The sequence below is a fragment of the uncultured Streptococcus sp. genome, assembly GCF_901875575.1.
GTDB lineage: Bacteria > Bacillota > Bacilli > Lactobacillales > Streptococcaceae > Streptococcus.
The window spans coordinates 416,545-440,208 of the sequence record NZ_CABFMF010000011.1 but is presented as its reverse complement, the minus strand read 5'-3'; the positions used below and the strand labels follow the sequence as shown (position 1 = coordinate 440,208).

Genomic DNA, 23,664 nt, shown 5'->3' with positions numbered 1-23,664 from the left:
GCCTTCTTAACTAGTCTAGAAGTGCTCACTAAATCACTGGAATATAACCCAATGCAATACTTCCTGCTCCCAAGTGTGTTCCAATGACACTACCAAATGTAGCAAGTGAAATATCCGTACCTACTCCAGATTCAAGTAAGTGCTGACGCAATTCTTCAGCCTTTTCAGGAGAATTTCCGTGAATGACAATGACACGGTATTGACCTGAAGCTGTGGTTTCCTTGATGATTTCAATCAAGCGCTTGGTTGCTTTCTTTTCTGTACGAACCTTTTCATAAACTTCAATCACACCATGTTTATTGAAATATAGAATTGGCTTGATACTAAGAAGATTTCCCAATAGAGCAGCACCATTTGAAAGGCGCCCTCCTTTAACCAAGTGATCCAAATCATCAACCATGATAAAGGCTGAGGTATGACTGATTTGAATAGCTAACTTATCTTGGATAATAACAAAATCATCCCCTTGGTCTCTCCAACTAAAAACACTCTCAACCATAATTCCTAGAGGTGCACTTGTAATCAAGGTATCTGGAAAAGCAATAGTTAATCCTTCATAGTCATCTACCATATATTGAATATTTTGATAAAATCCTGAAATTCCTGATGATAGGAATAACCCCAATACATGCGTATAACCCTTTTCTTTCAATGATGTTAAGATTTCATCCAACTTAGCAATACTTGGTTGACTTGTTTTAGGTAATTCAGAAGCTTGAGCCATCTTTTGATAAAATTCTTCAGCAGTAAGATTGACACCTTCAATATATTCCTGACCATCAATATTAACAGGGATATCTAGGACAAATAAATCTTCTCTGTTCAAAATTTCTTTATTAAGATAGGCAGAAGAATCTGTGATAACAGCTAGTTTCATCTTAGAACTCCAAATTAATTCCTGGTAAGTCTAGAGCAATTTCAGTTACTTCATAAGTCAAACGGTTCAACATATTCAAACATGGTCGAGCCAAAGTCTCAACTTCTTCTTGACTCAACTCACTTGGTTCATTAACGATACGATCGTTTACATGATTGACCTGAGAAATGGTTCCACTGATAACAAACTTGTCAAAAACAATCATGAAAGTTAAAATGACAATCAACGAAGTCACTTGATTTTCTTGGTCATGTTGGAGCAATTGAAAATTGACATCTACCTTTGTTTCAGGTGCGCCATTTTCATTTTCCCACTCAAAATTACGCGCATCAAAATGATACTGACTCACAAATTCTTGTTCACGTTTAAGATTCATTTTTCTCTCCCTTGGCTACAATATTCTAAGCTATTGTACCATATTTTTTTATTTTCATCTAGTTTTCTCAGTTTTAGTCAATCCCAATTTCAGCACGAACAAGGTCTGCAATGGTATCAACATAGTAGTCCACTTCTTCGATTGTTGGAGCTTCCGCCATCACTCGTAAGAGAGGTTCTGTCCCACTTGGACGGACAAGGATACGACCGTTACCAGCCATCTCTTCTTCCATCTTTTCGATAACAGCTTTAATAGATGGAACTTCCATGGCTTTCTCTTTCATAGCATTTTCTACACGAATATTCACTAGTTTTTGAGGGTAGATAGTTACTTCTGCTGCAAGCTGAGAAAGACTCTTTCCTGTTTCTTTCATAATTTTAGTCAATTGAACCGCAGATAACTGACCATCGCCTGTTGTATTGTAATCCATCAAGATAACATGACCAGACTGTTCTCCACCTAGATTATAGCCTGATTTTCTCATTTCTTCAACGACATAACGGTCACCAACTGCAGTGACTACTTTATTAATACCTTCACGATCTAAGGCCTTGTGAAAACCTAGATTAGACATGACAGTTGTTACGATAGTATTTTGAGTCAGTTGTCCTTTTTCAGAAAGGTATTTCCCAATGATGTACATAATCCTATCACCATCGACAATCTCACCATTTTCATCAACTGCAATCAAACGATCGCTGTCCCCATCAAAGGCTAAACCAATAGCTGACTGGCTCTCTCTTACCACTTTCTGTAAGGTTTCTGGATGTGTTGAACCAACATTTAAGTTAATGTTGAGACCATCTGGAGCTTCACCAATGACAGTCAACTGAGCACCAAGATCTGCAAAGATTTGACGAGCACTTGTAGAAGCTGCTCCATTTGCCGTATCTAAGGCTACTGTCATTCCCTCAAGAGTAGTTCCTGTTGAAACCAGATATGCTTCATACTTACGCAAGCCTTCTGGATAATCCACCAATGTTCCCAAGCCTTCTGCACTAGGACGAGGTAGAGTATCTTCAGCAGCATCCAGTAAGGCTTCAATTTCTGCTTCTTTATCATCGTCTAATTTAAAACCATCTCCACCAAAGAACTTAATCCCATTGTCTAGAGCAGGATTATGGCTAGCTGATATCATGACACCAGCACTTGCTCCTTCTGTCTTTACCAAGTATGCTACAGCTGGTGTTGCAAGGACCCCCAGCTTGTAGACATGAATCCCTACAGAAAGAAGTCCTGCCACCAAAGCAGATTCTAGCATTTCTCCAGAGATACGTGTGTCACGTCCCACAAAGACTTTAGGCGCTTCCGTCTCATGTTGGCTAAGAACATAACCTCCAAAGCGCCCCAATTTAAAGGCCAACTCTGGCGTCAGTTCTACGTTTGCTTCTCCACGGACACCGTCGGTTCCGAAATATTTACCCATTTTTTAATAAATTCCTTTTCTGTTTTTACTTAGTTTGGTTTAGAACTATTAGCTTTAGTCGTAGAAGAATTTTCTGATGAACTAGAGCTACTTGAACTTGGAGCTACTGGTTTAGTTGTTATCTTCATAATAGTATCAAACGGAGTAATCACTACTGGTAAGGCAACACCATTTCGATCAATAGCTTGAAGAGGTACTGAACCAGTATAGTTCCCAGTAATTCGTTCACTAGTTGGTAGAACGGCAATAATCCGATCAATTTTAGTTACTGTTTCCTGATCTGTTGTGACAGAAACTCGTTCGTTAGATACTGCTACGCTATCAATTTGTAACTTAGGATCAATTTGACTTTGTTCAATTTGTGGCACAACAGTCATATTATCACGTCTCACCTTTTTACCAACTTTGACAGTAATTTTTTGAGGGGTTGCCACAGCAGTTAGGCCGTTGGGGAGATTTTCAATTGTCAAAGGGACTTCAATAGTTCCTTCACTAGCATCTTTCAAATCGGCTGTCACTTTAAATTTCCTTGTACTTTCTTGCATTTCGCTAGCTAAGGTTACCCTATTGGCACCTGTCAATATTACAGACACCTCTGAAGCAAAGCCACTGATAAAATATTGATTATTATCGTATTGAATATCAATTGGTACATTTGGTATTGTATTGCTATAGGTCTCAGATTTTACCTGCCTTACAGTAGTGCTATTTTGAAAATTTGTAGAAGTTGCATAGACAAATAAAACAAAAGCAAAAAATAGAGAGGAAACAATATATAAACTATTTTTTCTCATATTTCCTACCTCCTAACAAACGATCTTTGAAAGTAACTTTTTCCTCAACCACTGGTAAAAGAAGGGCGCGTAGTTCAGCTTCAAATTCTTCAAGACTTAGGTTATGCTTAAATACTCCGTTGTATGTGATAGAGATGCCTCCTGTCTCTTCCGAAACAATGAAAGTCAAGGCATCCGAAACTTCAGATAAGCCAATTGCAGCTCTGTGCCTAGTTCCAAACTCTTTAGAAATTCCTGTTCTTCCTGTCAAGGGTAAATAAGCTGATGTTACTGCAATACGATTGTCCCGAATAATCACTGCCCCGTCGTGTAAAGGTGTGTTGGGGATAAAAATATTAATAAGGAGTTCTGCTGAGATTTTTGAATCTAAGGGAATACCTGTAGCAATATATTCCTGCAACGTACGAACTCGCTGAATTGCAACAAGTGCTCCAATTTTTCGAGGACTCATGTATTCAACAGACTTTACGAAGGAGCGAATCATTTGCTCTTCTGCACTGACTGTAGAATTAGAGAAAAAATCTGTCGCTCTACCCAATCGCTCCAATCCCGTCCGAATTTCTGGAGAAAAAATCACTACTGCGGCAATAACTCCATAAGTAATAATCTGATTAATCAACCAAGAAATAGTTGTTAACCCTAGGATATTTGCCACAAATTGCGCCAATACAAAAATGATTACCCCACGTACCAGAATCATAATTTTGGTACCTGCTATCGCTTTTGTAAAACGATATAAAATATAGGCAACAATCAAAATATCAAAAATATTGATGGCGATACTTAAAGGACTGGAAAATAAGCTAGTCCAATATTGCGAGTTGGTTAATTGTTGAAAATTCATCCACTATCTCCTCCTCATTCAAACAGGTTCTTTTCTATTATATCATTTTTCTGAAAATTCTTTAACTGATTTTGAAACAGTCCGTTCAAAAAAATAGATTTTGAGAAAAAGTATAGATAAAACTAAGATTGAAATAAACATTCTCATGACTTTATTTGATCAAATTCCAATTTAAAACTTTACAAAACTTTTTTAACGGCTATAATCTAACTTTAGTCATAGCTTTTCATGAACCAAAAATAAATAATAGAAGCCTGTTCATTTCGAAAGAATTAAAACTGTGAAAAACTATTCTCAACATCAATCATCTTTATTTCTGCTACTGTCTTAGTAGCTTGCTCACATAATAAATCAACTACCTCTGAAAACAAGGAATAGCCCAAAACCGAGCAAAGCACTTCTACCTCGTCTATCGAGCAAACAAAAGCAAAGAATAGTCAATATAAAGAAGTTACTTCCTTACTCAAAGGTCGTTTAAATCCTGGTGACACTGAAGCCGCTACTATTTCAATTGAAAATAATATCACGACACCAGATAATACTGAACCACATGATAATATCAAGATTTCGCTTATTGGACAAACAAAGGAATCTACTCACCAATCTCTTGATGCCCTAAACGCACATTCTGCTATAAGGGATCAAAACAATGATATCGTATTCATTTGCATGAGTATTTCAGAGTTTGCAAAATAATTACCCGATGATAAAACTACGATAACCATCGGCTATGAAAAAGCTGATGGACAATTTGAAATTGTTGCAAAATCTTCAAAAGAAAAAGATTTTATCCCTATCGGTGAATTCCAATAATTGCTTTTCGATTAACAAGTTATGCTCGAAAGCTATCTTAAAAAGAATTTGAATCATATTTTCTAATTTTAAATAAAATATGATAAAATAGAATCATTAGAAAAATAAGGAGAAATCATGTCTCAACTATATGATATTACTATTGTAGGCGGTGGCCCTGTAGGGCTCTTTGCAGCCTTTTATGCTCACCTTCGCCAAGCCAAAGTTCAACTTATTGACTCTCTACCTCAACTTGGAGGCCAACCTGCTATCCTCTACCCTGAAAAACAAATTCTTGATGTCCCAGGTTTTCCCAACCTAACTGGTGAAGAATTGACAAATCGTCTCATTGAGCAATTAAATGGTTTTGAGACCCCAATTCACCTCAATGAAACAGTTTTGGATATTGAGAAAACAGACAGTAGCTATACCATCACAACCAATAAAGGACAGCATCTGACAAAAACTGTCATTATCGCAATGGGAGGTGGTGCCTTCAAACCGCGTCCTCTAGAATTAGAAGGTGTAGAAGGTTATGAAAACATCCACTACCACGTTTCCAACATTCAGCAATATGCTGGTAAGAAAGTGACCATTCTTGGTGGCGGAGACTCCGCTGTAGATTGGGCACTGGCTTTTGAAAAAATTGCACCAACTACCCTTGTTCACCGTAGAGATAATTTCCGTGCCTTGGAGCATAGTGTACAAGCTTTGCAAGAATCTTCTGTAAGCATCAAGACACCATTTGTCCCTAGCCAACTCCTTGGAAATGGAAAAACGCTCAATAAACTTGAAATCACAAAAGTCAAATCTGATGAAACTGAAACCATTGACTTAGATCATCTCTTTGTTAACTATGGCTTCAAATCTTCTGTCGGTAACCTTAAAAACTGGGGTCTGGATCTCAACCGCCACAAGATTATCGTAAATAGCAAACAAGAATCTAGCCAAGCTGGAATCTATGCTATCGGAGACTGTTGCTACTATGACGGTAAGATTGATTTAATTGCTACTGGTCTCGGAGAAGCACCAACTGCTGTTAATAACGCTATTAACTACCTGGATCCAGACCAAAAAGTACAACCAAAACACTCTACAAGTTTATAAGAAAAGAACCACGAGTCGCATAGGATTCGTGGTTTTATAATTCTAATGTTTTCTATGAATTTGGGTACCGTCAAGCACTTGGTAAACTTGTCATTCCTATCATAGAAGAAGGACACTCTATCCTATTTGATGTCACCACTTTAAGAGCTATAAAATATGCTACAAATGATTTAGATAAAGCTAACACTGCAATAAAACGACTAAAGGAAACAATTGAAATTTTTGATTTTGAGAGCCAGTCTGATACCTCAACTCTCTCTTCATCAAATATAGATACATCTTTTTTGACAACTATAAATAATAAATTAGATGCCATCATGGGTCTTATCGCTCAAAATAATGCGACTATTATTAACACGGTAGCTGAACAAGTCGCTAAACACTCTAAACCAGAACAAACTATAGAAGAGCGTATGCTAGCTTTGATACTCCCTGAAATGATTAAAAACCCCGAATTGCTCAATGCTCTTACGAACTTAGCTCAGAAACAAACTGGTCAGTCCTAAGTTTTAAAGCATCTACGCTACCTTTTAAGAATGACGTAGTCAACTCTACTTCATCCAACTTCTCAGCAATATATATCACCGTCCTCAATATCTCACTGAGGGCTGTTCTTTCTAGTTCACTCATTTCCCTATTCCTTATCTTTTTTATCACATCGGTACTTCACTATCTGACGAATAGTAAAAGATACAATCACAAATCCTGCTAGGATTATCAATCCAATTTCTTCACTCATTGCTTTTCACGGCAAATGATGGTACACTATCAAGTAGAGGTTGGGGCTTCTGCCCCTTTCTCTACTTTTTCTTAAGCTCTTTGTCTTTGAGCTTGTAAGCTAAGTACTGCTTATGCCAAAGACGAGCTTCGTTGACTAAGCCTAGTACCAAGATGACGGTTGTGGTGTCCTTGGTTGCTAGGCTTTTTATGATGTGTTCCATCATTTGCCTTACCTCCTTTTCCTTAAGCTTGATTTAATTATAATACGATTTTTTCGTATTATAAATAGTTTTTTATCAAAAATAGGATTTTTTCGTATTTTTTATTGTTTATCAATCAAAAATGATATATAATGTAATTATAAAAAAATACGAGGTAATCGTAAATGGATGAAAAAAAACGAATGCAAATTATTGCTGAAAACATTACACACTTTAGAAAGCAACGTGGCATCACCCAAAAAGAGTTGGCTAAAGAAGTTGGGATTTCAGCAAGTACTATGACAGACTATATGAAGTTAAGAAGCGCTCCTTCTTTTGGTGTTATCCAAAAATTGGCTGATTATTTCGGTGTTAGAAAATCAGATATAGATACTACTTTTAAAGTAGAATCCACCGACTCCCTCGCAGACGCTCCAGATTTCCTCACACAACAGATAACAGATAAGGTAGTACAATTAACCCCAGATAATAAAAAAATCGTCCTATGGACTTCTGAGGAGCTTCTGAAGAGCCAAAAAGCAAACAGCGAGATGTACACAGAGCAAAACGAAGAAGAAACGAAGATAAACGAAGTATCGGAAGTTATCAGCTTGTACCAAGTTGAGGTTGTATCTGAGACGGCAGCAGCTTCTGGATTTAACTATGGATTTGGTTACGACGATACAGACAGAGAGACTATAGAGGTTGACGAGCAACCACCACGTCACGACATTGCTACTAAAGTCAGCGGAGATTCCATGCAACCTGACTATCAAGACGGAGATATTCTATATTTAGCAGACAAAGGACTGACCACCTACAACGGTGATTTAGCAGTTATCGCCTACGGAGACCGTTCTTACTTCAAAAAGATCTATACCGAAAACGGACGCTTACGCCTAGTGTCGCTCAATGACAAGTACGAAGACATCATCATAGACTTCCCACCAGCCGAAGACACACACATCAAGATTTTTGCGGTTGCTGGGGTGTATAGAGAGAAATAAAAACCATAGCCGACGAACTTATGGTTAAGGAAGAGTTTTATAGATTAACTGGTAGTTAAATATTTTAAAAAAGGAGTAAAATTATGGGAAGTAATAGAACAAACGAAGAAATAGCTATATATACTGCAACGATAATACAAGAACTGGAGGATTATCTTCACCACCTTCAGAGAATGGACGACGAAGAGAATAAACGATCTGATAAAATAGCGCAATGGATAGAGAATTGGGTAAAATACCTAAAACTTGAGAAAGTTTTTAACTCGCGAAGTATTCCAGCTTTAAAAAGAGGAAGTATCGTTTATGCTGATTTTGGTTTCAATGTTGGCAGAGAATATGGGGGACTTCATTATGCAATAGTTCTAAATAAAACAGATGCACGTTCAAACCATCTTCTTCATGTATTGCCTTTAACCTCTGTAAAAGAAACAACTGATATGTCTAATTTAAAATATTTTCAATTTCCAATTGGTGGCGAAGTGTTTCAGTTGTTAAAAAATGAGGCTACTCAAAAATTTATAGAATTAACTAAAATTCATCATCGTTTTTCAAAAAAAGATGATGAATTACATGAAAGAGCTTTAATGGTTAGATCGTTAATCGAAGATAATAAAAAAGCTTTGGAAGTAATTAAAAACTTACCAGCTTCTGATAGAGACGATTCTTTTCTCGAACAAATACAAACTATTGATAAAAATATAGACTTTACAAATGCTGAAGCAGATAAAATAAAACAGGAATTGAAAGATAATGCAGCTTTGCTTTCAGAACTTGGGGAGAAAATAGAGTATGCTAATAAATTTATTCTAAAAATAAAAAACATGAACAAAGATAGCATTGTTCTATTGAATCAAGTTACAACAATTAGTAAAATGAGGCTCTACGATCCCAAAAATAATAATTCAATTTTGAATGGTATTGTACTGTCTAATGATACTATGAACAAAATAGATGAGGCTCTGAAAAATATTTTTTAAAATTCGAGTATTTTTATTGACTTTTCTTAAAATTAGGGTTAGAATAGAATCATAAGGTCGCTTGACGACAAAATATATGATACTGTCCCAAGAGGACAATTCTAGCCCTGCTCTTATGAGTAGGGCTTTTAGTTATTAAAAAATCCCCCATATTCGCCAATAGCAACCATCTTTTCATGGTCTATTGTGCAAAATTGATATTTTTAGAAAATTATATTACAATACAGCTATCAGGAGTTTAGCTCCATAAAGTTTAGGTTTGGATTTTAGATCCATAACGTGATGGTAGCCGTATCAAATACAGCTACTTTTCTTTTTATCTAGCAACTATTTCCATTTTGGAAACAACTCAAAAAATCCCCACGCTCTCAAACTTTGGCGAGTCTGAGCGTGAGGATCAGCATTATAAGAAACAACCATTAAAAAGGTCGTTTTCTTATACCCATTTTATCAAAAAAGTGAGGTAAATACAATGTGGATGGAAGAACTTCCCAACAGAAAATACAAATTCTTTGAACGATACAAAGATCCTTATACTGATAAATTGAAAAAAGTATCGGTTACGATGGAAAAGAAAACTCCGCAAGCGAGAAATCAAGCTGCTATCTTGTTGCAAGAAAAGATACAACAAAAGCTTAATACGAAACAAGTAGAGAATATTACTTTCGGAGAAATCTATGAACGTTTCTATAAAAGTTGGGAGCAAACAGTAAAGGAGTCAACGAAATGCAATTGTAAGTCATTAGATAAGACTATGAAGCAAGTCGTACCATCTGATACTTTATTAGCCAATTTGGACAGACGTTTTCTTCAGGAAGCTATCGAAAAAATTATAGAATCTAATGGGCATATCGTAGCCAAGAAAGTCAGACACCGACTAAGAAGCATATTCAAGTACGCCGTTCAATACTCCTATATTGAAAACAACGAGGTCGATTATACTACGATTCCTCAAAAGCCAAAGACTTTAGAAGAACTGGAAAAAAAGCGTAACAACTTTCTCACCATGCAAGAAATAAAAGCACTTGTCGATGTCCTTAATCGTCGAGAATATCACCAAAAGTACGCTGATATGGTTCTTGTGCTGGCATTAACTGGTACGAGATATGGTGAGTTAACTGCCTTACAACTGAAGAATATAGACTTCGAAAACAACAAAATTGAGATCACAGGTAATTTTGATTCAGTAAACAAAATCAAGACGCTGCCAAAGACTACAAATTCAATACGGACAATCAAAGTATCAGAGAGTGTCATAGAAGCTATTCAAAGACAAATAGTACGACTTAGCGAACGTTTCCAGCCATTGTCAAGCGATGATTATATTTTCTGTTTTGAAAAATGGAATCAACCTACAACCATAGCTTGCTTCATACAGATATTAAAAAAATATGGAAAACAGGCTAAAATAGAAAAAAACTTATCTAGCCATATTTTTAGGCATTCTCATATTTCGTTTTTAGCAGAGTCTGGCCTTCCAATAAAATCGATAATGGATCGAGTTGGACACTCAAATGCAAAGATGACTTTGGAAATCTATTCTCATACAACTGAGGATATGGAAGATAAACTGGTCAATAAATTAGATACTATTTTTTAATTCTGCCCCTTGGTTGCCCTTTTTTGATTTCACAACACAACAAAACCCCTTGAAGATATTGATAATTCAAGGGATTGCTTTATATCGTTATAATTCATCGGCCATTTTATTTATTTTTCTTAATCTGTGGTTAACTCCGCTTTTAGTAAGAGGTTGACTTAAACTATCAGCTAACTGTTGAATAGAATAGTCTGGATGCTGAATTCGCAAGCGAGCTACCTCCTGTAAATCTACTGGCAAATTTTCCAAACCCAATCTGTCCTTAATTTTACTGATGTTATTAATAGTCTTCATACTAGCTGAAACTGTCCTAGCAATATTAGCTGTCTCAGCATTATTAGCTCTATTGAGATCGTTTCGAGTCTCACGCAAAATTTTGACCTTTTCGAAAGTGTCACGAGCTTGCATAGCTCCAATAACAATTAAGAAATCCATTATATCCTCTGCTCGCTGGAGATAGGTTACAGCTCCCTTCTTGCGCTCAAGCACCTTAGCATCCAGTAAAAAATGCTGTAGAAGGGAGGATAGTCCTTGCGCGTGATCCATATATACTGAATTGATTTCCAACTGGTATTTCCCAGACTCTGGGTCACGGATACTCCCATTAGCAAGAAAGGCTCCACAGAGATAGGCACGACCGGCTTCCTCATCAGATAAAATCTCTGCGTCAATCCCCGTTTCTAGGCCAAAGAAAGAGTCTGCCAAATGCATATCGCTCAACAAATCTTGTACCTTTTCATCTGTAAAAACTGTATAGACTCTATTTTTACGAAGATTGCTCCTTTGGTGATGGCGAATCTCGGACTTTATGCCATAGAAATGAAGAAACGATTCGTAAAGATGGCGAGCGAGCTTGGCATTCTCTGTAACAACTGATAAGGTTAAACCTGAACTTGACAGACCGATGCTACCAGACATCTTAATAATAGCTGCTAATTCATGACGACTTAAATGATGCTGGCCTAAAATTTCTTCTTTAACTGCAACTGTGAAACTCATTTTCTCACCTGTATGATTCGCATCAAATCATCAACAATTAAATCGCCATCATGAAAAGCACCACCATTTTCCAAACGTAAGAAGTTTGATGAAATGACTCGCGGTACTTGTTGACACAATCCAGCAAAATCATGTTCTACCTGTACCAAGTATTCATCAAATCTATTAGAATTCATATATTCTTTAGGTACCTTTTCAATATTGACCAAAACAGTATCAATAAAAGGTCTGCCAAGATGGCGATGCAATACTTCCACGTGGTCACTATCTGTAAAGTGTTCTGTTTCTCCGCGTTGAGTCATGATATTACATACATAGGCAATTTCAGCCTTAGTCTCAAGAAGTGCTTGACCGATTTCTTCAATCACAATATTGGGCAATATAGAAGTAAATAGAGACCCAGGACCTAAGACAATCATATCACTTTCAAGAATCGTATTGACGACTCGACGACTAGCTTCTGGTTTCTCATCTTCGAAAGTGTTTGTCACATAGACATAATCAATCATCCCTGGGTGATCCGCAATATGACTCTCTCCAGCGATTTCAGTCCCATCTTTAAAGACAGCATGGAGAGTCAAGGGATAATCACTAGAAGGATAAATTTTCCCCGTCGTATGAAAAAATTTACTCAGCAACTGCATAGCGTTATAGGTTGATCCTTGCATCTCAGATAAGCCAGCAATGATGAGATTTCCCAGTGGGTGACCAGCAAAGGCACCAGCCTCCTCAGAAAAACGATACTGAAATACCTTTTCATAAAACTTTGGCATATCAGACATAGCCACTAAGACGTTTCGGAGATCACCTGGTGGTGTCAATTGGTGCATATTTTTTCGAAGTTCACCCGAAGAACCACCATCATCAGCCACCGTTACAATGGCTGCAATATCAACATCTTTTTCCCGCAGGCTTTTTAAAATGACAGGAATCCCAGTACCTCCACCAATTACCGTAATTTTAGGTTTTCTCATGAACGGTTTACCGTTTCCTTTCTTCTGTCTTTATCTCGGTGACTTACATTTACGATCCAATCTTTACACAAATCATTTGACAAACGTTGAGCAAAGGCCACACTCCTATGTTGTCCACCAGTGCATCCCATAGCAATCGTTAAAACGGACTTCCCTTCCTTTTGATAAGAAGGTAAAATTGGTTCGATCAAAGCTAATAAATTCTTATAAAAGTCCTCTGACTCAGGCTGATTCATGACATAGTCATAAACGGGATTATCCAAACCTGTCTGATTGCGTAATTCTGTATGATAATAGGGATTAGGCAAAAAACGAACATCAAATAACAAGTCAGCATCAATAGGAATTCCATATTTAAAACCAAAGGACATGACTTCAATACGGAAAGACTGGCTCTGTTCTCGGTCTGAAAACTGCTCTACAATCGTTTTACGAAGTTCACGTGGTGTTAGTTCAGTCGTATCAACCACATTTTGACTCATGTTTTTGAGTGGAGCCAAAAGTTCTCTCTCTAACTTAATCCCATCTAAAATTCTGCCATCTGCAGCTAAGGGGTGACTGCGCCTCGTCTCCTTATAACGAGCTACCAATTCCTTATCCACAGCGTCCAAGAAGAGAATTTTAAAGTCTAAACCTTCCTTGTTTTCTAAATCATCTAAGACTGCCTGAATTTCTGAAAAGAAGGAACGGCTCCGCATGTCTACTACCAAAGCTAACTTATGGTCATCATCTTTAGTTTCTACCAACTGTAAAAATTTAGGCAAAAGAGCTGGAGGCATATTGTCAATTGTAAAATAACCTAGATCCTCAAAAGATTGAATGGCTACTGTTTTCCCTGCACCACTCATCCCTGTTACAATTACCAGATGAAGTTGTTTCTTTGTCATTATTCTCTCCTTATATCAAAAGAAGCTTGGTAGAACCAAACTTCAACTTACCTAGCTTATCTAATCTCTGCGATGACTTCAATTTCGACTTTTACATCACGAGGAAGACGAGCTACCTCCACAGCTGAACGAGCTGGGAATTCCTCTTTAAAGGCCGTTTGGTAAACCTCATTAAAAGGAACAAAGTCGTTCATATCGCTCAAGAAGCAAGTTGTTTTGACAACATGGTCAAAGTCAGTTCCTGCTTCTGCCAAAATAGCAGCAATATTTTTCAAGACTTGCTCTGTCTGTTCTTGGATCGTTTCTCCAACGATTTCCCCAGTTTCAGGAGATAGGGGAACTTGACCACTTGCAAACAAGAGATTACCAACGATTTTTCCTTGAACATATGGTCCGATCGCTTTTGGAGCTTTGTCTGTATGAATTGTTTTTGCCATTTTCTTTTCCTCACAATTTTTCTAAGATTGCATCCCAAGCCTCATCCATCCCTGCCTTGCTGACAGATGAAAAGAGGATAAAGTCGTCACTTGGGTCAAAGTTTAATTTCTTTTTGATTGCTGATTCGTGCTTGTTCCATTTACCACGAGGAATCTTGTCCGCCTTGGTCGCAACGATGATGACTGGAATTTCATAATACTTGAGAAATTCGTACATCTGCACATCATCTGCTGATGGGTCATGACGGAGGTCAACTAAACTGACCACTGCACGAAGATTTTCCCGAGTTGTTAGGTACTCTTCAATCATGAGTCCCCACTTTTCACGTTCCTTTTTGGAAACGCGGGCATAGCCATAACCAGGCACATCCACAAAGCGCATCTTATCATCGATATTAAAGAAGTTGAGCAACTGAGTTTTACCAGGTTTCCCTGATGTACGAGCGAGATTCTTGCGATTCAGCATGGTGTTGATGAAGCTAGACTTGCCAACATTTGAACGCCCTGCTAGGGCAATCTCTGGTAGTTCATCCTGCGGATAGTGGGATTTATTGGCCGCACTGAGCAAGATTTCAGCATTGTGTGTATTCAGTTCCATAGTCACCTCTAGGCTGTTTCTAGGATTGGTTTATCCGTTCCATCGACAGCTTCTTTTGTGATGCGGACCAATTTCACATTTTCCTGACTCGGTACTTCAAACATGACATCTAGCATGGTTTCTTCGATGATGGAGCGAAGACCACGCGCACCAGTTTTGCGTTCGATAGCCTTATTGGCGATTTCTTGTAGGGCTTCGTCGTCAAATTCCAACTCAACATCATCATAAGATAGCAAGGTTTGGTATTGTTTTACCAAGGCATTTCTTGGCTCTTTCAAGATGCGAACCAAGTCATCGACCGTCAATTGCTCAAGAGCCGCAAAGACAGGCAAGCGCCCAATCAACTCAGGGATAATCCCGAATTTTTGAATATCTTCTGCTATGATTTCTTGCATGTATGAGCTATTTTCATCAATCGCCTTATTATTTTGACCAAATCCGATGACTTTTTCACCCAGACGTTGTTTGACAATTTCTTCGATGCCATCAAAAGCACCACCCACGATGAAGAGGATATTTTTAGTATCCACCTGAATCATCTCTTGTTGTGGATGCTTGCGTCCACCTTGAGGCGGCACGCTAGCAACAGTTCCCTCAATAATCTTGAGAAGGGCTTGCTGCACCCCTTCACCAGAAACGTCACGTGTGATCGATACGTTCTCGCTCTTCTTGGCAATCTTGTCAATTTCATCCACATAGATAATCCCACGCTCTGCACGTTCGATGTTAAAATCAGCAGCCTGCAAGAGTTTGAGGAGGATATTTTCCACATCCTCACCTACATAACCAGCCTCAGTAAGAGCTGTTGCATCCGCAATCGCAAAAGGCACATTCAAGCTCTTAGCCAAGGTCTGAGCAAGGAAAGTTTTCCCAGAACCAGTTGGGCCAATCATCAAGATATTTGACTTCTGCAAATCCACATCTTCTGACTCTTCACGCGTATCGTGGAAATTGATGCGTTTGTAGTGGTTGTAAACCGCCACAGCCAAGGCACGCTTGGCACGATCTTGACCGATTACATAGTGGTTCAAGATATTGAGAAGTTCGATTGGTTTTGGCACTTCAGACAAGTCTGCCAAGACTTCCTCAGCCAACTCCTCCCGAATGATTTCTTGGGCTAACTCCACACATTCATTACAGATAAAGGCGTTGTTGCCTGCGATTATTTTTTGTACTTCTTCTTGGCTTTTGCCACAAAATGAGCAATAAACCATCATATCATTATTCCTATTTGTAGGCATGATTTCCTTCCGTTCTATTCTATACTGTCATTCTATCTAAAATAAGGTCATGTAAAAAGCATGGATACTATTGACCAAATTGGTAAAGGCATTTAACCAGAGCAGAACAGAAAGTCCATAACGCTTTTTACGAAAAGCCTGTGCTCCAGCAAGCAAGCAGACCAAACACAGCATGGCTGTGAAAAAACCAAATATACTACGTTCCATTAGACTTCCTTTCTCTTGCGGTATTGGATGGTAAAATCATAAGGATTCTTCTCATCTTTGGCGTAAAATTTGCTTGAAACTATCTCAAAAAGAGACAAGTCGAACTCTTCAGGAAAATAGGTATCGCCCTCCACCCGAGCATGAATGTGAGTCACAATCACTTCATCCAAATAAGGTTCAAAAGCCTGAAAAATCTGCTTCCCACCGAGAATATAGAGATTCTTGTCTTGAGCCTGATACCAGTCCAAGACAGACTGGACATCCTGAAAAGTAGCAACTCCGTCTATCTTTTCTTCCGAATTACGTGTCAAAATCAGGGTCTTCCGTTTTGGAAGCAAGCGACGCCCCAGCCCATCAAAAGTAACTCGTCCCATCAAAATAGCATGATTGAGAGTGGTTTCTTTAAAGTGTTGCAATTCTGCTGGTAAATACCAAGGCAAGCGATTATCCTTACCGATTATCCCCTCTTCATCCTGGGCCCAAATAGCTACAATTTTCTTTGTCATGCTTCCATCCTTTTTACTGATACTACTATTTTATCAAAAAACTCAAAAAAAGACTGGTTTGGAATAGCTTACAGAATAGAAAAAATCTGTAAGAAATTTCTTACAGATTTATATACATTGCTATTATTTCTTACAACCCAGGTGCTTGTCCAAGTTCTGCTGCAATCATCCAGATTGTTTTATCCGTTTCAGTTTTGGCATCCGCAAAAATACCATTTGTCACATCATCACCTTCTTCGTCAGTTACATCCAAACCTTTTTGGAACAACTCTGATAAGTAACGGAAGATAGCAAGAACACGCTCCAAACTTTCTTCAACATTACGGTATTCACCAGCTTCTTCTTCAATTTCACTGTGTTCAAGGAATTCTGTCAAAGTAGAATATGGGTTACCGCCAAGCGTAATCAAACGTTCGCTGATTTCATCCAAGTGAGCATCAAGGGCATCTTTGTACTCATCCATTTTTGGATGCCATACTAGGAAACCACGACCACGCATATACCAGTGTACTTGATGAAAAGCAACATGTGCTACATACAAATCTGCTACAGCTTGATTTAGAACTGCCTTTGTTTCAGCCAAAGCTATTGGTGCTGCCTTAGTTAGTGTTGCTACGTCTTTTACTGCTTCTTTTTTAATTTGAACCATTATTTTTACCTCATTCATTATTTTTCTAAGCAACCACATATTAGTGATTACATACTTAGTATACTACTCTTAAAAAACAATAGCAAGCCAAAAGACTCATATGAGAAAAGTTGCAATAGACTGATAATTTAAGGATTTATTAGAGAAAATTTTAAATCAAAAAACCTTTCAAATATCTCTTTAAAAAAGATTGTGATTTCAATTTCCTATAAAACAGCGAAGAGATTTTAAGTCAAATAAGTATAGTTTACTTTATCAAACTATTTTGAAATTGCATACTACTGTACTAGAAAATGAAAAAGAGTAGGCAAATGACTTGCATACTCCTTCTTCAAATATAGGTTTTAATACCAAACGCTGACGTCCACATTTCCTCGAATACCTGTTATTGATTCAGTAGATGTATATTGCCAACCTTTTGGTCCAGAATAATATGGATTTGTCCAATCAAGCGCATCTGTGTAGGCTGCAACCCAGTTGACATGTTGTAGAATATCAGGATGATTTAAACGTGTTTGCAATAAACTACGGTAACTATAAACTTTCACATTTTGATAACCCGCTTGTCTCATCTTTGCTATATACTTGTTAATAATCTTAACCCAGGTTCCAGTATCTGTTGGAGCTTTTTTGGTTTTATTATTATACTCCCAGTTTTCAACGTCATAGTAGATAGGGTAAGACAAATTCATATTATATTTTTTCAATAATGCAATAGTTTGTTTGGCATCATTTTCAGCATCTGTCTCATCTTCAGCGTAGGTATAAAGATAAACACCATAAGGTATACCTAATCTGTTTAACTCTTTGATATTGTATGCCAATTGCTTATCTTCAGCACCGCTATAACCCAAGCGAACAATAACCCCGTCTACGCCATTTTCATCAATTACTTTTTTCCAATCTGAGATATGACCATTATGTTCACTGATATCAATTATCTTTTTCGCTTGATCAGTTCCAATCTGTTCTTCTCTACGATTAAAGAAATAACGACTACCATCTTTATTAATCCATCCAGAATTCAAATCTTTCTTTTCTTTTAACTCACCTGAATCTGAAAAAATATAGCGAACTCCATCCAAAACCAACTCACCAGTAGCCATGGCACCACTACTTGTCAAATAGTAGTTACCTTGCCACTCATTTTTAGCCATATAGCCCCATTTCTTAAGGTAGTACCATTTCCCATCAACTTTTTGCCATTCTTGATTGGCATAAGAACCATCAGATTTTAGATAAAACCAACTTTGGTATGTATTATCATAAACCCATTCATTTTTAGCCATGTATCCACCCGATTTTAGGTAGTAGTTACCTTGCCATTCATTACGAGCATAGCGTCCATCAGATTTTAAATAAAACCAACTTTGGTAAGTTTTATCATACACCCATTCATTCTTGGCCATCGAACCATCGGATTTTAGATAATAATTACCCTGCCACTCATTACGAGCGATTTTACCATCAGATTTTAAATAAAACCAACTCTGATTAGCTTTATCATAAATCCACTCATTCTTGGCCATATAGCCACCCGATTTGAGGTAGTAGCCATCCTGCAACTCATTCTGAGCATAGCGTCCATCAGACTTTAAATAAAACCAGCTTTGATAAGCTTTATCATAAATCCATTCATTCTTGGCTAGGTAGCCACCTGATTTTAGGTAATAGTTACCCTTCCATTCATTACGAGCATAAGTTCCATCGGATTTTAAATAAAACCAACTCTGGTAAGTTTTATCATAAATCCATTCATTCTTGGCCATGGAACCATCATTTTTAATATAATAGTCACCTTCCCAATGTGCGATTTTCTGGGCAGGTTTCTCTTCTTCGGTTTTTTTATTTACACTAGCTTCATTTGTTTCATTTGTAGTAGTAACTGTTTGTTTGCCTTCTACCTTACTTACAGAATAGCGAATACTATTCTCGTCGGAGGATACTTGTGTTTCAGTTTCATTTGCAGCTACCTTACTAACTGCTAATCCTAGTACGACAACACTTACTAGACCAAGTTTTCAAATTTTTGTATTTAACATTTGATCTCCTATAAAAAATGGAACTGACACTTTAAATGTCGTTCCATCTATTATTTGCTTAAGATTATTTTACAAAATTAAGCAAAGCCAAGAAGCTTTCTGCTTCAAGTGATGCACCACCTACAAGGGCACCGTCAACATCTGGACAAGCCATATATTCTGCAACATTTTCTGGTTTAACTGAACCACCATATTGAACACGTACTTTATCAGCAACTTCTTGACCAAAGTCAGCAGCTACAACGTCACGTACAACTTTACACATTTTTTGTGCATCGTCTTGTGAAGCTGATTTACCAGTACCGATAGCCCAGATTGGCTCGTAAGCGATAACTGAAGCTGCAACTTGTTCCGCTGTCAATCCAGCCAATGCAGCAGAGACTTGAGCACCTACAAATTCCGCAGCTTTACCTGCCTCGTAAGTTTCAAGTGACTCACCACAACAGATGATTGGAAGCATACCGTTTGCAAAGATTGCTTTTGCTTTTTTGTTGATATCTTCATCAGTTTCATGGAAGTAATCACGACGTTCTGAGTGACCGATCACTACATAGTCAGTACCGATTTCTTTCAAAACTTGCGGACTAGTTTCACCAGTGAAAGCACCTGCATTTTCAAAGTAGCAGTTTTGAGCAGCAACTTTAAGACTAGAACCTTTAGCAGCAGCAAGTACAGTTGTCAAATCAAGAGCTGGAGCTGCGATCCCTGCTTCAACTAGATCTGATGAAGGAAGTTTTGATACAACTGCTTCAACGAACGCTTTTGCTTCTTCTGGATTTTTGTTCATTTTCCAGTTACCGGCGATAAATGGTTTACGTGACATTTCACATACCTCTTTTTTAAAAATTTATTTTCTTCTTATTTTATCACAATTATAAACAGCTTGCAAATCTTACTCAGATAGCAAGGTTAGTTTCAAAACCTAATCCTTCCAAAGATTCATTGCATTTATAAAATCTTCAGATACTTGTGTTTGTTGAGGCTGACTTGCTACTCTTTCTGCTCGCTTAGCTTCTACCTGAACCACACTTCTAATCCCCTCGTGACGCCAGTTCCGTAAAATAGCCTGAATGTATTTCCAATTAGTTTTTCCATTTAAAATAGCTTCCCGAAGAGCTTCCTTGATTACATCGACATTTGTTCCGTCGTCTTTGACAGTTTTAGTCAGATCTTCAATTTCAAAAGGTGTTAACAAGCGACCAAGTTCCTGCTCAAAAGTTTCAACCAAGTCTTTTAGTTGATTTTGTGGCGTCACTTTCTCAAGCGTTGACTTATGAACACCTAGTAAGTTATCCAAGCGTTCCAAGGCAGAACTCGCATCAAAAATTAACTCTATTTCACCATTTAATTCAATGGTTCGATATTGAAGTAAACCGTTCTCTGTCAAATTAGAAATTGCTTGATTGACATCTGGCAATTCTTTGCCAATAATCTCAGCAATTTGACTTGGAGAGAGCTCCTCCATAGAGGAGGTATTTACTAAATAGAAAAATTGCCAAACCAGAAAATCATCACTGGAAGGAAAGAGTTCCTTAAAATGCAATAGCAGGGCACTCGGCAAAACCAAGTTTCCTGATTTAAAAGCGTCTAAATATGTCATAATTCCTCTTATAAATATCCAAATGAAGATGCATCATCTTGAATTTTTCTCCAATCAAAGGGTGTTTCTTGATAGACAGCATAGTTAACCCAGTTACTGAAAAAAAGAGCCGCAGACGAAGACCAACAGAGACACGGGGTTTGATTAACATCATCATTCTTAAAGTAATTTTCCGGAATGTGCGGATTTAAACCAGCATCACAATCTCGAAAATACTCTTTTGCCAAGGTATCTCGATCATACTCCAAATGTCCAAAACTATAAATTTCACGCAAATCCCGACTAGCCAAAATTGAGACACCAACTTGGGGGCCTTCCGACAGAATTTCCAAATTGGTCTTATTCAATATCTCTTCTTTAGAAATCTCCGTATGCCGAGAATGAGGGGATACGTAGCTATCGTCAAACCCTCTAAAGAGAAGGTGTCCTTCCTTTAAAGTATCCTGAGGATAGATACCTGATAACTTACTGTCCATCTGGTATTTTTCCACCCCATATCGCAAATAGAGCCCAGCCTGAGCACCCCAACAAATATGAAGAGTAGAGTAAACATGGGTTTTAGACCACTCAATCACTTGACTAAACTCTTCCCAGTAATCTACTTCTTCAAAAGGTAGATGTTCGACTGGAGCACCAGTAATAATCATCCCATCAAAAAAGTCATCCTTCACTTCTCCAAAGGTCTTATAAAAAGTTTCCATATGCTCTGCACGAGTCGTCTTGGAACGGTGACTCTCCATATAGAGAAAGTCTATGTCCAATTGCAAAGGAGTATTTGCTAAATGCCGTAACAACTGGGTCTCTGTAACCACTTTTTTGGGCATTAAGTTCAAAATCAAAATCTTCAAGGGACGAATATCTTGGTGGGCAGCACGTTGATCATCCATAACAAAGATGTTCTCTGTCCGTAAAATCTCAACAGCTGGTAATTTTTTATCAATTCGAATCGGCATAACCCTCTCCTAACTGTACTCTTTCAGGAATCATGGCAGGTGTTTAAACATCCAATGTTAAACACTTCTTTCCTTTATTATACTGTAAGAAGATATAGTTTTCAATTATAGTTTTTCTCTAACTAGCTATAGTCTATTTTTATATCCTAATGTAGAGAAAACAGCCCTAAGGACTGTTTTTTAATAATGCATAAGAACCTTGTAATCGTAATCACCGATTTTCTCACGGCCTTTCAAGTCATCTAATTCCACAAGGAAGGCACAACCAGCTACAACACCACCAAGTTTTTCAATCATCTCGATGGTTGCCTTAACAGTTCCACCTGTTGCCAAGAGGTCATCTACGATAAGAACACGTTGACCTGGCTTAATAGCGTCAGCATGCATAGTCAAGGTATCAACACCGTACTCTTTCTCATAATCAGCAGAAATGACTTCACGTGGTAATTTTCCTGGCTTACGAACAGGCGCAAAACCAATTCCCAACTCAAAAGCGACTGGGCAGCCAACGATAAATCCACGAGCCTCTGGCCCTACAATCATATCGATTTTCTTGTCAGTAGCATACTGAACAATTTCACGAACAGCATAACTATAAGCATTTCCATCAGCCATCAAAGGGCTGATATCACGGAAGGTAATACCTTCCTTCGGGTAATTTTCAATAGTTGCAATATAATCTTTTAAATTCATCTTTTTCTTTCTTTCAAAGTTTTTTACTCTCTATTATAGCATATTTTTAAAGAAAGGAAAAGTTAACTTCAATGATTATCTAACGATTTGACGATTTATAACTAGCCATAGCAATAAAGCCCAATTTCTTTTTATTCTTATCAAACATTTTATACATCGTTAAAAACTGCTTTCTATTCTCTTTTTTACAAGCATTTATACAAATTTTCAAAGTCCCTAGCCAACCTTCGTCATAAATCATACCTGATAATTTCATTAATGTCATTTCACCAGTTAATACTTTCACATCACGATAACCTGATTCTATCATCACCTGTTCCCAACCATCTTGAGTTAAAGGACCTACATTTACATGAATTGCTTGTGACAATTCCTGTCTGACAGACTCTTTAGCTTCCTTAAGAAGCACATCATGTGTCAATAGAAGACCTCCAGGTTTTAAAACCCTTAGATACTCCATTACACATTTTTTCTTAGCTTGATCGGCTTGCATAGTCAGCATAGCTTCATTTATAACAATATCAAAACTAGCATCTTCATAAGGAAGTTTCATTGCATTGGCTCTTTCAAAACTGATTAAATGAGCAACACCTGCCTTTTCAGCAGATTTTTTTGCCACTTCTAAAGCTTGACCATCCATATCAACAGCAGTTATCTTACAACCAAAACGCTGTGCCAACTCAATTGCTGTGGTTCCTCTATTACACGCAACCTCTAGTATTCTCTTTTCTTTTGAAAATTCTCCTTCTGCAATTAACCAATCTGTGGCACGTTTTCCACCTGGACGTAAGCGTTTTTTCCCCAATTTTGCTAAAAACTTATGACCTGCTTCTGACATTTGAACACCTCTGTTTTTTCTTTATTATAACATAAAATTATATTATCTGACAATTCTAATCTATTATTTGATAAAAGAATTAAAATCATACAAACTACCATGACTATAGCATAAATCTATTAACTACCTCTCTAGTTCGAATTCAATTGCTCCCATCATTTACACGTATGGATTACGACTTCCTATTTTGACTTTAGTATTTCTAGTGCCCTCATCCGCTATATATGCCTAACTATCACGTTTCTATTCGTAGAGCCACGATTTCGCTATTCCTTCCTCTGACGATTCTTATTTTCAAGGTCAGACTTAAGAATTACTTT

The 23,664-nt window shown here is 37.6% G+C and carries 27 protein-coding genes; 5 read left to right on the top strand and 22 right to left on the bottom strand.

The genetic code is table 11. The annotated features are described in order from the left end of the window. Positions 1-28: 28 nt before the first annotated feature. The 5 genes from QZ114_RS04870 to cdaA all read right to left on the bottom strand — a co-directional run bounded on the left by QZ114_RS04870 (position 29) and on the right by cdaA (position 4,317). Positions 29-877: a DegV family protein gene (locus tag QZ114_RS04870; protein ID WP_295500196.1), complete on the bottom strand. Its 849-nt coding sequence runs from the start codon at positions 875-877 to the stop codon at positions 29-31. A gap of 1 nt (position 878) precedes the next feature. Continuing rightward, the gene (locus tag QZ114_RS04865) at positions 879-1,253 is read right to left on the bottom strand and encodes a DUF1149 family protein (protein ID WP_295500193.1); all 375 of its coding nucleotides are present in this window, start codon (positions 1,251-1,253) and stop codon (positions 879-881) included. A 73-nt stretch (positions 1,254-1,326) separates the two neighbouring features. Further along, on the bottom strand, positions 1,327-2,679 hold the full coding sequence (gene glmM / locus QZ114_RS04860) for a phosphoglucosamine mutase (protein ID WP_295500190.1): 1,353 nt from the start codon (positions 2,677-2,679) through the stop codon (positions 1,327-1,329). 29 nt (positions 2,680-2,708) lie between these two features. Continuing rightward, entirely contained in the window at positions 2,709-3,473 is a 765-nt protein-coding gene (locus QZ114_RS04855) for a YbbR-like domain-containing protein (RefSeq protein ID WP_295500187.1), read from the bottom strand. Next, positions 3,460-4,317, bottom strand: a complete 858-nt coding sequence (gene cdaA / locus QZ114_RS04850; protein WP_295500184.1) for a diadenylate cyclase CdaA — start codon at positions 4,315-4,317, stop codon at positions 3,460-3,462. Before cdaA ends, QZ114_RS04855 begins: the two co-directional genes overlap by 14 nt. Positions 4,318-5,247: 930 nt before the next feature. Between cdaA and QZ114_RS04845 the strand changes: the two genes are divergently transcribed. Next, on the top strand, positions 5,248-6,216 hold the full coding sequence (locus QZ114_RS04845; protein ID WP_295500182.1) for an NAD(P)/FAD-dependent oxidoreductase: 969 nt from the start codon (positions 5,248-5,250) through the stop codon (positions 6,214-6,216). Between the two features lie 70 nt (positions 6,217-6,286). Here the strand turns inward: QZ114_RS04845 and QZ114_RS04840 are convergent, their stop codons facing one another. Next, the gene (locus QZ114_RS04840; protein ID WP_295500179.1) at positions 6,287-6,535 is read right to left on the bottom strand and encodes a hypothetical protein; all 249 of its coding nucleotides are present in this window, start codon (positions 6,533-6,535) and stop codon (positions 6,287-6,289) included. On the opposite strand from QZ114_RS04840, the gene QZ114_RS04835 reads away from it, so the two are divergent. Next, a complete protein-coding gene (locus QZ114_RS04835) occupies positions 6,534-6,722 on the top strand; it encodes a hypothetical protein (protein ID WP_295500176.1) in 189 nt (62 codons plus the stop codon). The two genes, QZ114_RS04840 and QZ114_RS04835, sit on opposite strands and share 2 nt — an antisense overlap. Positions 6,723-7,016: 294 nt before the next feature. Here QZ114_RS04835 and QZ114_RS04830 read toward each other — a convergent pair whose 3' ends face one another. Further along, positions 7,017-7,160, bottom strand: a complete 144-nt coding sequence (locus QZ114_RS04830) for a hypothetical protein (protein ID WP_000969964.1) — start codon at positions 7,158-7,160, stop codon at positions 7,017-7,019. 161 nt (positions 7,161-7,321) lie between these two features. On the opposite strand from QZ114_RS04830, the gene QZ114_RS04825 reads away from it, so the two are divergent. The 3 genes from QZ114_RS04825 (at position 7,322) to QZ114_RS04815 (ending at position 10,720) form a co-directional block, all read left to right on the top strand. Further along, entirely contained in the window at positions 7,322-8,143 is an 822-nt protein-coding gene (locus QZ114_RS04825) for an XRE family transcriptional regulator (RefSeq protein ID WP_295500171.1), read from the top strand. An 83-nt stretch (positions 8,144-8,226) separates the two neighbouring features. Further along, positions 8,227-9,120 carry a type II toxin-antitoxin system PemK/MazF family toxin gene (locus QZ114_RS04820; RefSeq protein WP_295500168.1) on the top strand — a complete coding sequence of 298 codons (894 nt, stop codon included), beginning with the start codon at positions 8,227-8,229 and terminating at the stop codon, positions 9,118-9,120. A 472-nt stretch (positions 9,121-9,592) separates the two neighbouring features. After that, positions 9,593-10,720, top strand: a complete 1,128-nt coding sequence (locus tag QZ114_RS04815) for a site-specific integrase (protein ID WP_366926341.1) — start codon at positions 9,593-9,595, stop codon at positions 10,718-10,720. Positions 10,721-10,807: 87 nt separating this feature from the next. Here QZ114_RS04815 and whiA read toward each other — a convergent pair whose 3' ends face one another. From whiA to QZ114_RS04740, 15 genes are all read right to left on the bottom strand, one after another. Then, on the bottom strand, positions 10,808-11,719 hold the full coding sequence (whiA, locus tag QZ114_RS04810) for a DNA-binding protein WhiA (RefSeq protein WP_295500162.1): 912 nt from the start codon (positions 11,717-11,719) through the stop codon (positions 10,808-10,810). Beyond that, a complete protein-coding gene (locus tag QZ114_RS04805; protein ID WP_295500160.1) occupies positions 11,716-12,693 on the bottom strand; it encodes a YvcK family protein in 978 nt (325 codons plus the stop codon). Before QZ114_RS04805 ends, whiA begins: the two co-directional genes overlap by 4 nt. Further along, on the bottom strand, positions 12,690-13,580 hold the full coding sequence (gene rapZ / locus QZ114_RS04800; protein ID WP_295500157.1) for an RNase adapter RapZ: 891 nt from the start codon (positions 13,578-13,580) through the stop codon (positions 12,690-12,692). Before rapZ ends, QZ114_RS04805 begins: the two co-directional genes overlap by 4 nt. Positions 13,581-13,636: 56 nt before the next feature. Continuing rightward, positions 13,637-14,017: a RidA family protein gene (locus tag QZ114_RS04795; RefSeq protein WP_295500154.1), complete on the bottom strand. Its 381-nt coding sequence runs from the start codon at positions 14,015-14,017 to the stop codon at positions 13,637-13,639. A gap of 10 nt (positions 14,018-14,027) precedes the next feature. Continuing rightward, positions 14,028-14,615, bottom strand: a complete 588-nt coding sequence (gene yihA / locus QZ114_RS04790; RefSeq protein WP_295500151.1) for a ribosome biogenesis GTP-binding protein YihA/YsxC — start codon at positions 14,613-14,615, stop codon at positions 14,028-14,030. 8 nt (positions 14,616-14,623) lie between these two features. Then, on the bottom strand, positions 14,624-15,856 hold the full coding sequence (clpX, locus tag QZ114_RS04785) for an ATP-dependent Clp protease ATP-binding subunit ClpX (RefSeq protein ID WP_295500148.1): 1,233 nt from the start codon (positions 15,854-15,856) through the stop codon (positions 14,624-14,626). A gap of 36 nt (positions 15,857-15,892) precedes the next feature. Continuing rightward, a complete protein-coding gene (locus tag QZ114_RS04780) occupies positions 15,893-16,063 on the bottom strand; it encodes a hypothetical protein (RefSeq protein ID WP_000442260.1) in 171 nt (56 codons plus the stop codon). Then, positions 16,063-16,569 (bottom strand): dihydrofolate reductase, encoded by a 507-nt coding sequence (locus QZ114_RS04775; protein ID WP_295500146.1) that lies wholly within the window; start codon positions 16,567-16,569, stop codon positions 16,063-16,065. Before QZ114_RS04775 ends, QZ114_RS04780 begins: the two co-directional genes overlap by 1 nt. Before the next feature lie 130 nt (positions 16,570-16,699). Then, positions 16,700-17,218 carry a DNA starvation/stationary phase protection protein gene (locus QZ114_RS04770; protein ID WP_295500144.1) on the bottom strand — a complete coding sequence of 173 codons (519 nt, stop codon included), beginning with the start codon at positions 17,216-17,218 and terminating at the stop codon, positions 16,700-16,702. Between the two features lie 344 nt (positions 17,219-17,562). Next, positions 17,563-19,143, bottom strand: a complete 1,581-nt coding sequence (locus QZ114_RS04765) for a GH25 family lysozyme (protein ID WP_366926344.1) — start codon at positions 19,141-19,143, stop codon at positions 17,563-17,565. Between the two features lie 181 nt (positions 19,144-19,324). Continuing rightward, on the bottom strand, positions 19,325-20,083 hold the full coding sequence (gene tpiA, locus QZ114_RS04760) for a triose-phosphate isomerase (protein WP_295500140.1): 759 nt from the start codon (positions 20,081-20,083) through the stop codon (positions 19,325-19,327). Between the two features lie 99 nt (positions 20,084-20,182). After that, positions 20,183-20,860 carry a DnaD domain-containing protein gene (locus tag QZ114_RS04755; RefSeq protein ID WP_295500138.1) on the bottom strand — a complete coding sequence of 226 codons (678 nt, stop codon included), beginning with the start codon at positions 20,858-20,860 and terminating at the stop codon, positions 20,183-20,185. An 8-nt stretch (positions 20,861-20,868) separates the two neighbouring features. Continuing rightward, the gene (gene metA / locus QZ114_RS04750) at positions 20,869-21,813 is read right to left on the bottom strand and encodes a homoserine O-succinyltransferase (RefSeq protein WP_295500136.1); all 945 of its coding nucleotides are present in this window, start codon (positions 21,811-21,813) and stop codon (positions 20,869-20,871) included. Positions 21,814-21,993: 180 nt separating this feature from the next. Beyond that, complete coding sequence (locus QZ114_RS04745; protein WP_001049317.1) at positions 21,994-22,506, bottom strand: adenine phosphoribosyltransferase; 513 nt, start codon at positions 22,504-22,506, stop codon at positions 21,994-21,996. Positions 22,507-22,585: 79 nt separating this feature from the next. Continuing rightward, a complete protein-coding gene (locus QZ114_RS04740) occupies positions 22,586-23,344 on the bottom strand; it encodes a class I SAM-dependent methyltransferase (protein WP_295500133.1) in 759 nt (252 codons plus the stop codon). Between the last annotated feature and the right edge of the window lie 320 nt (positions 23,345-23,664).

Bases quoted from the DNA above. Each gene is read 5' to 3' on its own strand.
- QZ114_RS04870 (WP_295500196.1), bottom strand. From the start codon at position 877: ATGAAACTAGCTGTTATCACAGATTCTTCTGCCTATCTTAATAAAGAA.
- tpiA (WP_295500140.1), bottom strand. From the start codon at position 20,083: ATGTCACGTAAACCATTTATCGCCGGTAACTGGAAAATGAACAAAAAT.
- QZ114_RS04740 (WP_295500133.1), bottom strand. From the start codon at position 23,344: ATGTCAGAAGCAGGTCATAAGTTTTTAGCAAAATTGGGGAAAAAACGC.
- QZ114_RS04805 (WP_295500160.1), bottom strand. From the start codon at position 12,693: ATGAGAAAACCTAAAATTACGGTAATTGGTGGAGGTACTGGGATTCCT.
- rapZ (WP_295500157.1), bottom strand. From the start codon at position 13,580: ATGACAAAGAAACAACTTCATCTGGTAATTGTAACAGGGATGAGTGGT.
- cdaA (WP_295500184.1), bottom strand. From the start codon at position 4,317: ATGAATTTTCAACAATTAACCAACTCGCAATATTGGACTAGCTTATTT.
- QZ114_RS04855 (WP_295500187.1), bottom strand. From the start codon at position 3,473: ATGAGAAAAAATAGTTTATATATTGTTTCCTCTCTATTTTTTGCTTTT.
- QZ114_RS04825 (WP_295500171.1), top strand. From the start codon at position 7,322: ATGGATGAAAAAAAACGAATGCAAATTATTGCTGAAAACATTACACAC.
- QZ114_RS04830 (WP_000969964.1), bottom strand. From the start codon at position 7,160: ATGATGGAACACATCATAAAAAGCCTAGCAACCAAGGACACCACAACC.
- QZ114_RS04835 (WP_295500176.1), top strand. From the start codon at position 6,534: ATGGGTCTTATCGCTCAAAATAATGCGACTATTATTAACACGGTAGCT.
- clpX (WP_295500148.1), bottom strand. From the start codon at position 15,856: ATGCCTACAAATAGGAATAATGATATGATGGTTTATTGCTCATTTTGT.
- QZ114_RS04755 (WP_295500138.1), bottom strand. From the start codon at position 20,860: ATGACATATTTAGACGCTTTTAAATCAGGAAACTTGGTTTTGCCGAGT.
- metA (WP_295500136.1), bottom strand. From the start codon at position 21,813: ATGCCGATTCGAATTGATAAAAAATTACCAGCTGTTGAGATTTTACGG.
- yihA (WP_295500151.1), bottom strand. From the start codon at position 14,615: ATGGAACTGAATACACACAATGCTGAAATCTTGCTCAGTGCGGCCAAT.
- QZ114_RS04840 (WP_295500179.1), bottom strand. From the start codon at position 6,535: ATGATGGCATCTAATTTATTATTTATAGTTGTCAAAAAAGATGTATCT.
- QZ114_RS04745 (WP_001049317.1), bottom strand. From the start codon at position 22,506: ATGAATTTAAAAGATTATATTGCAACTATTGAAAATTACCCGAAGGAA.
- QZ114_RS04795 (WP_295500154.1), bottom strand. From the start codon at position 14,017: ATGGCAAAAACAATTCATACAGACAAAGCTCCAAAAGCGATCGGACCA.
- QZ114_RS04820 (WP_295500168.1), top strand. From the start codon at position 8,227: ATGGGAAGTAATAGAACAAACGAAGAAATAGCTATATATACTGCAACG.
- QZ114_RS04775 (WP_295500146.1), bottom strand. From the start codon at position 16,569: ATGACAAAGAAAATTGTAGCTATTTGGGCCCAGGATGAAGAGGGGATA.
- QZ114_RS04780 (WP_000442260.1), bottom strand. From the start codon at position 16,063: ATGGAACGTAGTATATTTGGTTTTTTCACAGCCATGCTGTGTTTGGTC.
- QZ114_RS04770 (WP_295500144.1), bottom strand. From the start codon at position 17,218: ATGGTTCAAATTAAAAAAGAAGCAGTAAAAGACGTAGCAACACTAACT.
- QZ114_RS04815 (WP_366926341.1), top strand. From the start codon at position 9,593: ATGTGGATGGAAGAACTTCCCAACAGAAAATACAAATTCTTTGAACGA.
- whiA (WP_295500162.1), bottom strand. From the start codon at position 11,719: ATGAGTTTCACAGTTGCAGTTAAAGAAGAAATTTTAGGCCAGCATCAT.
- QZ114_RS04865 (WP_295500193.1), bottom strand. From the start codon at position 1,253: ATGAATCTTAAACGTGAACAAGAATTTGTGAGTCAGTATCATTTTGAT.
- glmM (WP_295500190.1), bottom strand. From the start codon at position 2,679: ATGGGTAAATATTTCGGAACCGACGGTGTCCGTGGAGAAGCAAACGTA.
- QZ114_RS04845 (WP_295500182.1), top strand. From the start codon at position 5,248: ATGTCTCAACTATATGATATTACTATTGTAGGCGGTGGCCCTGTAGGG.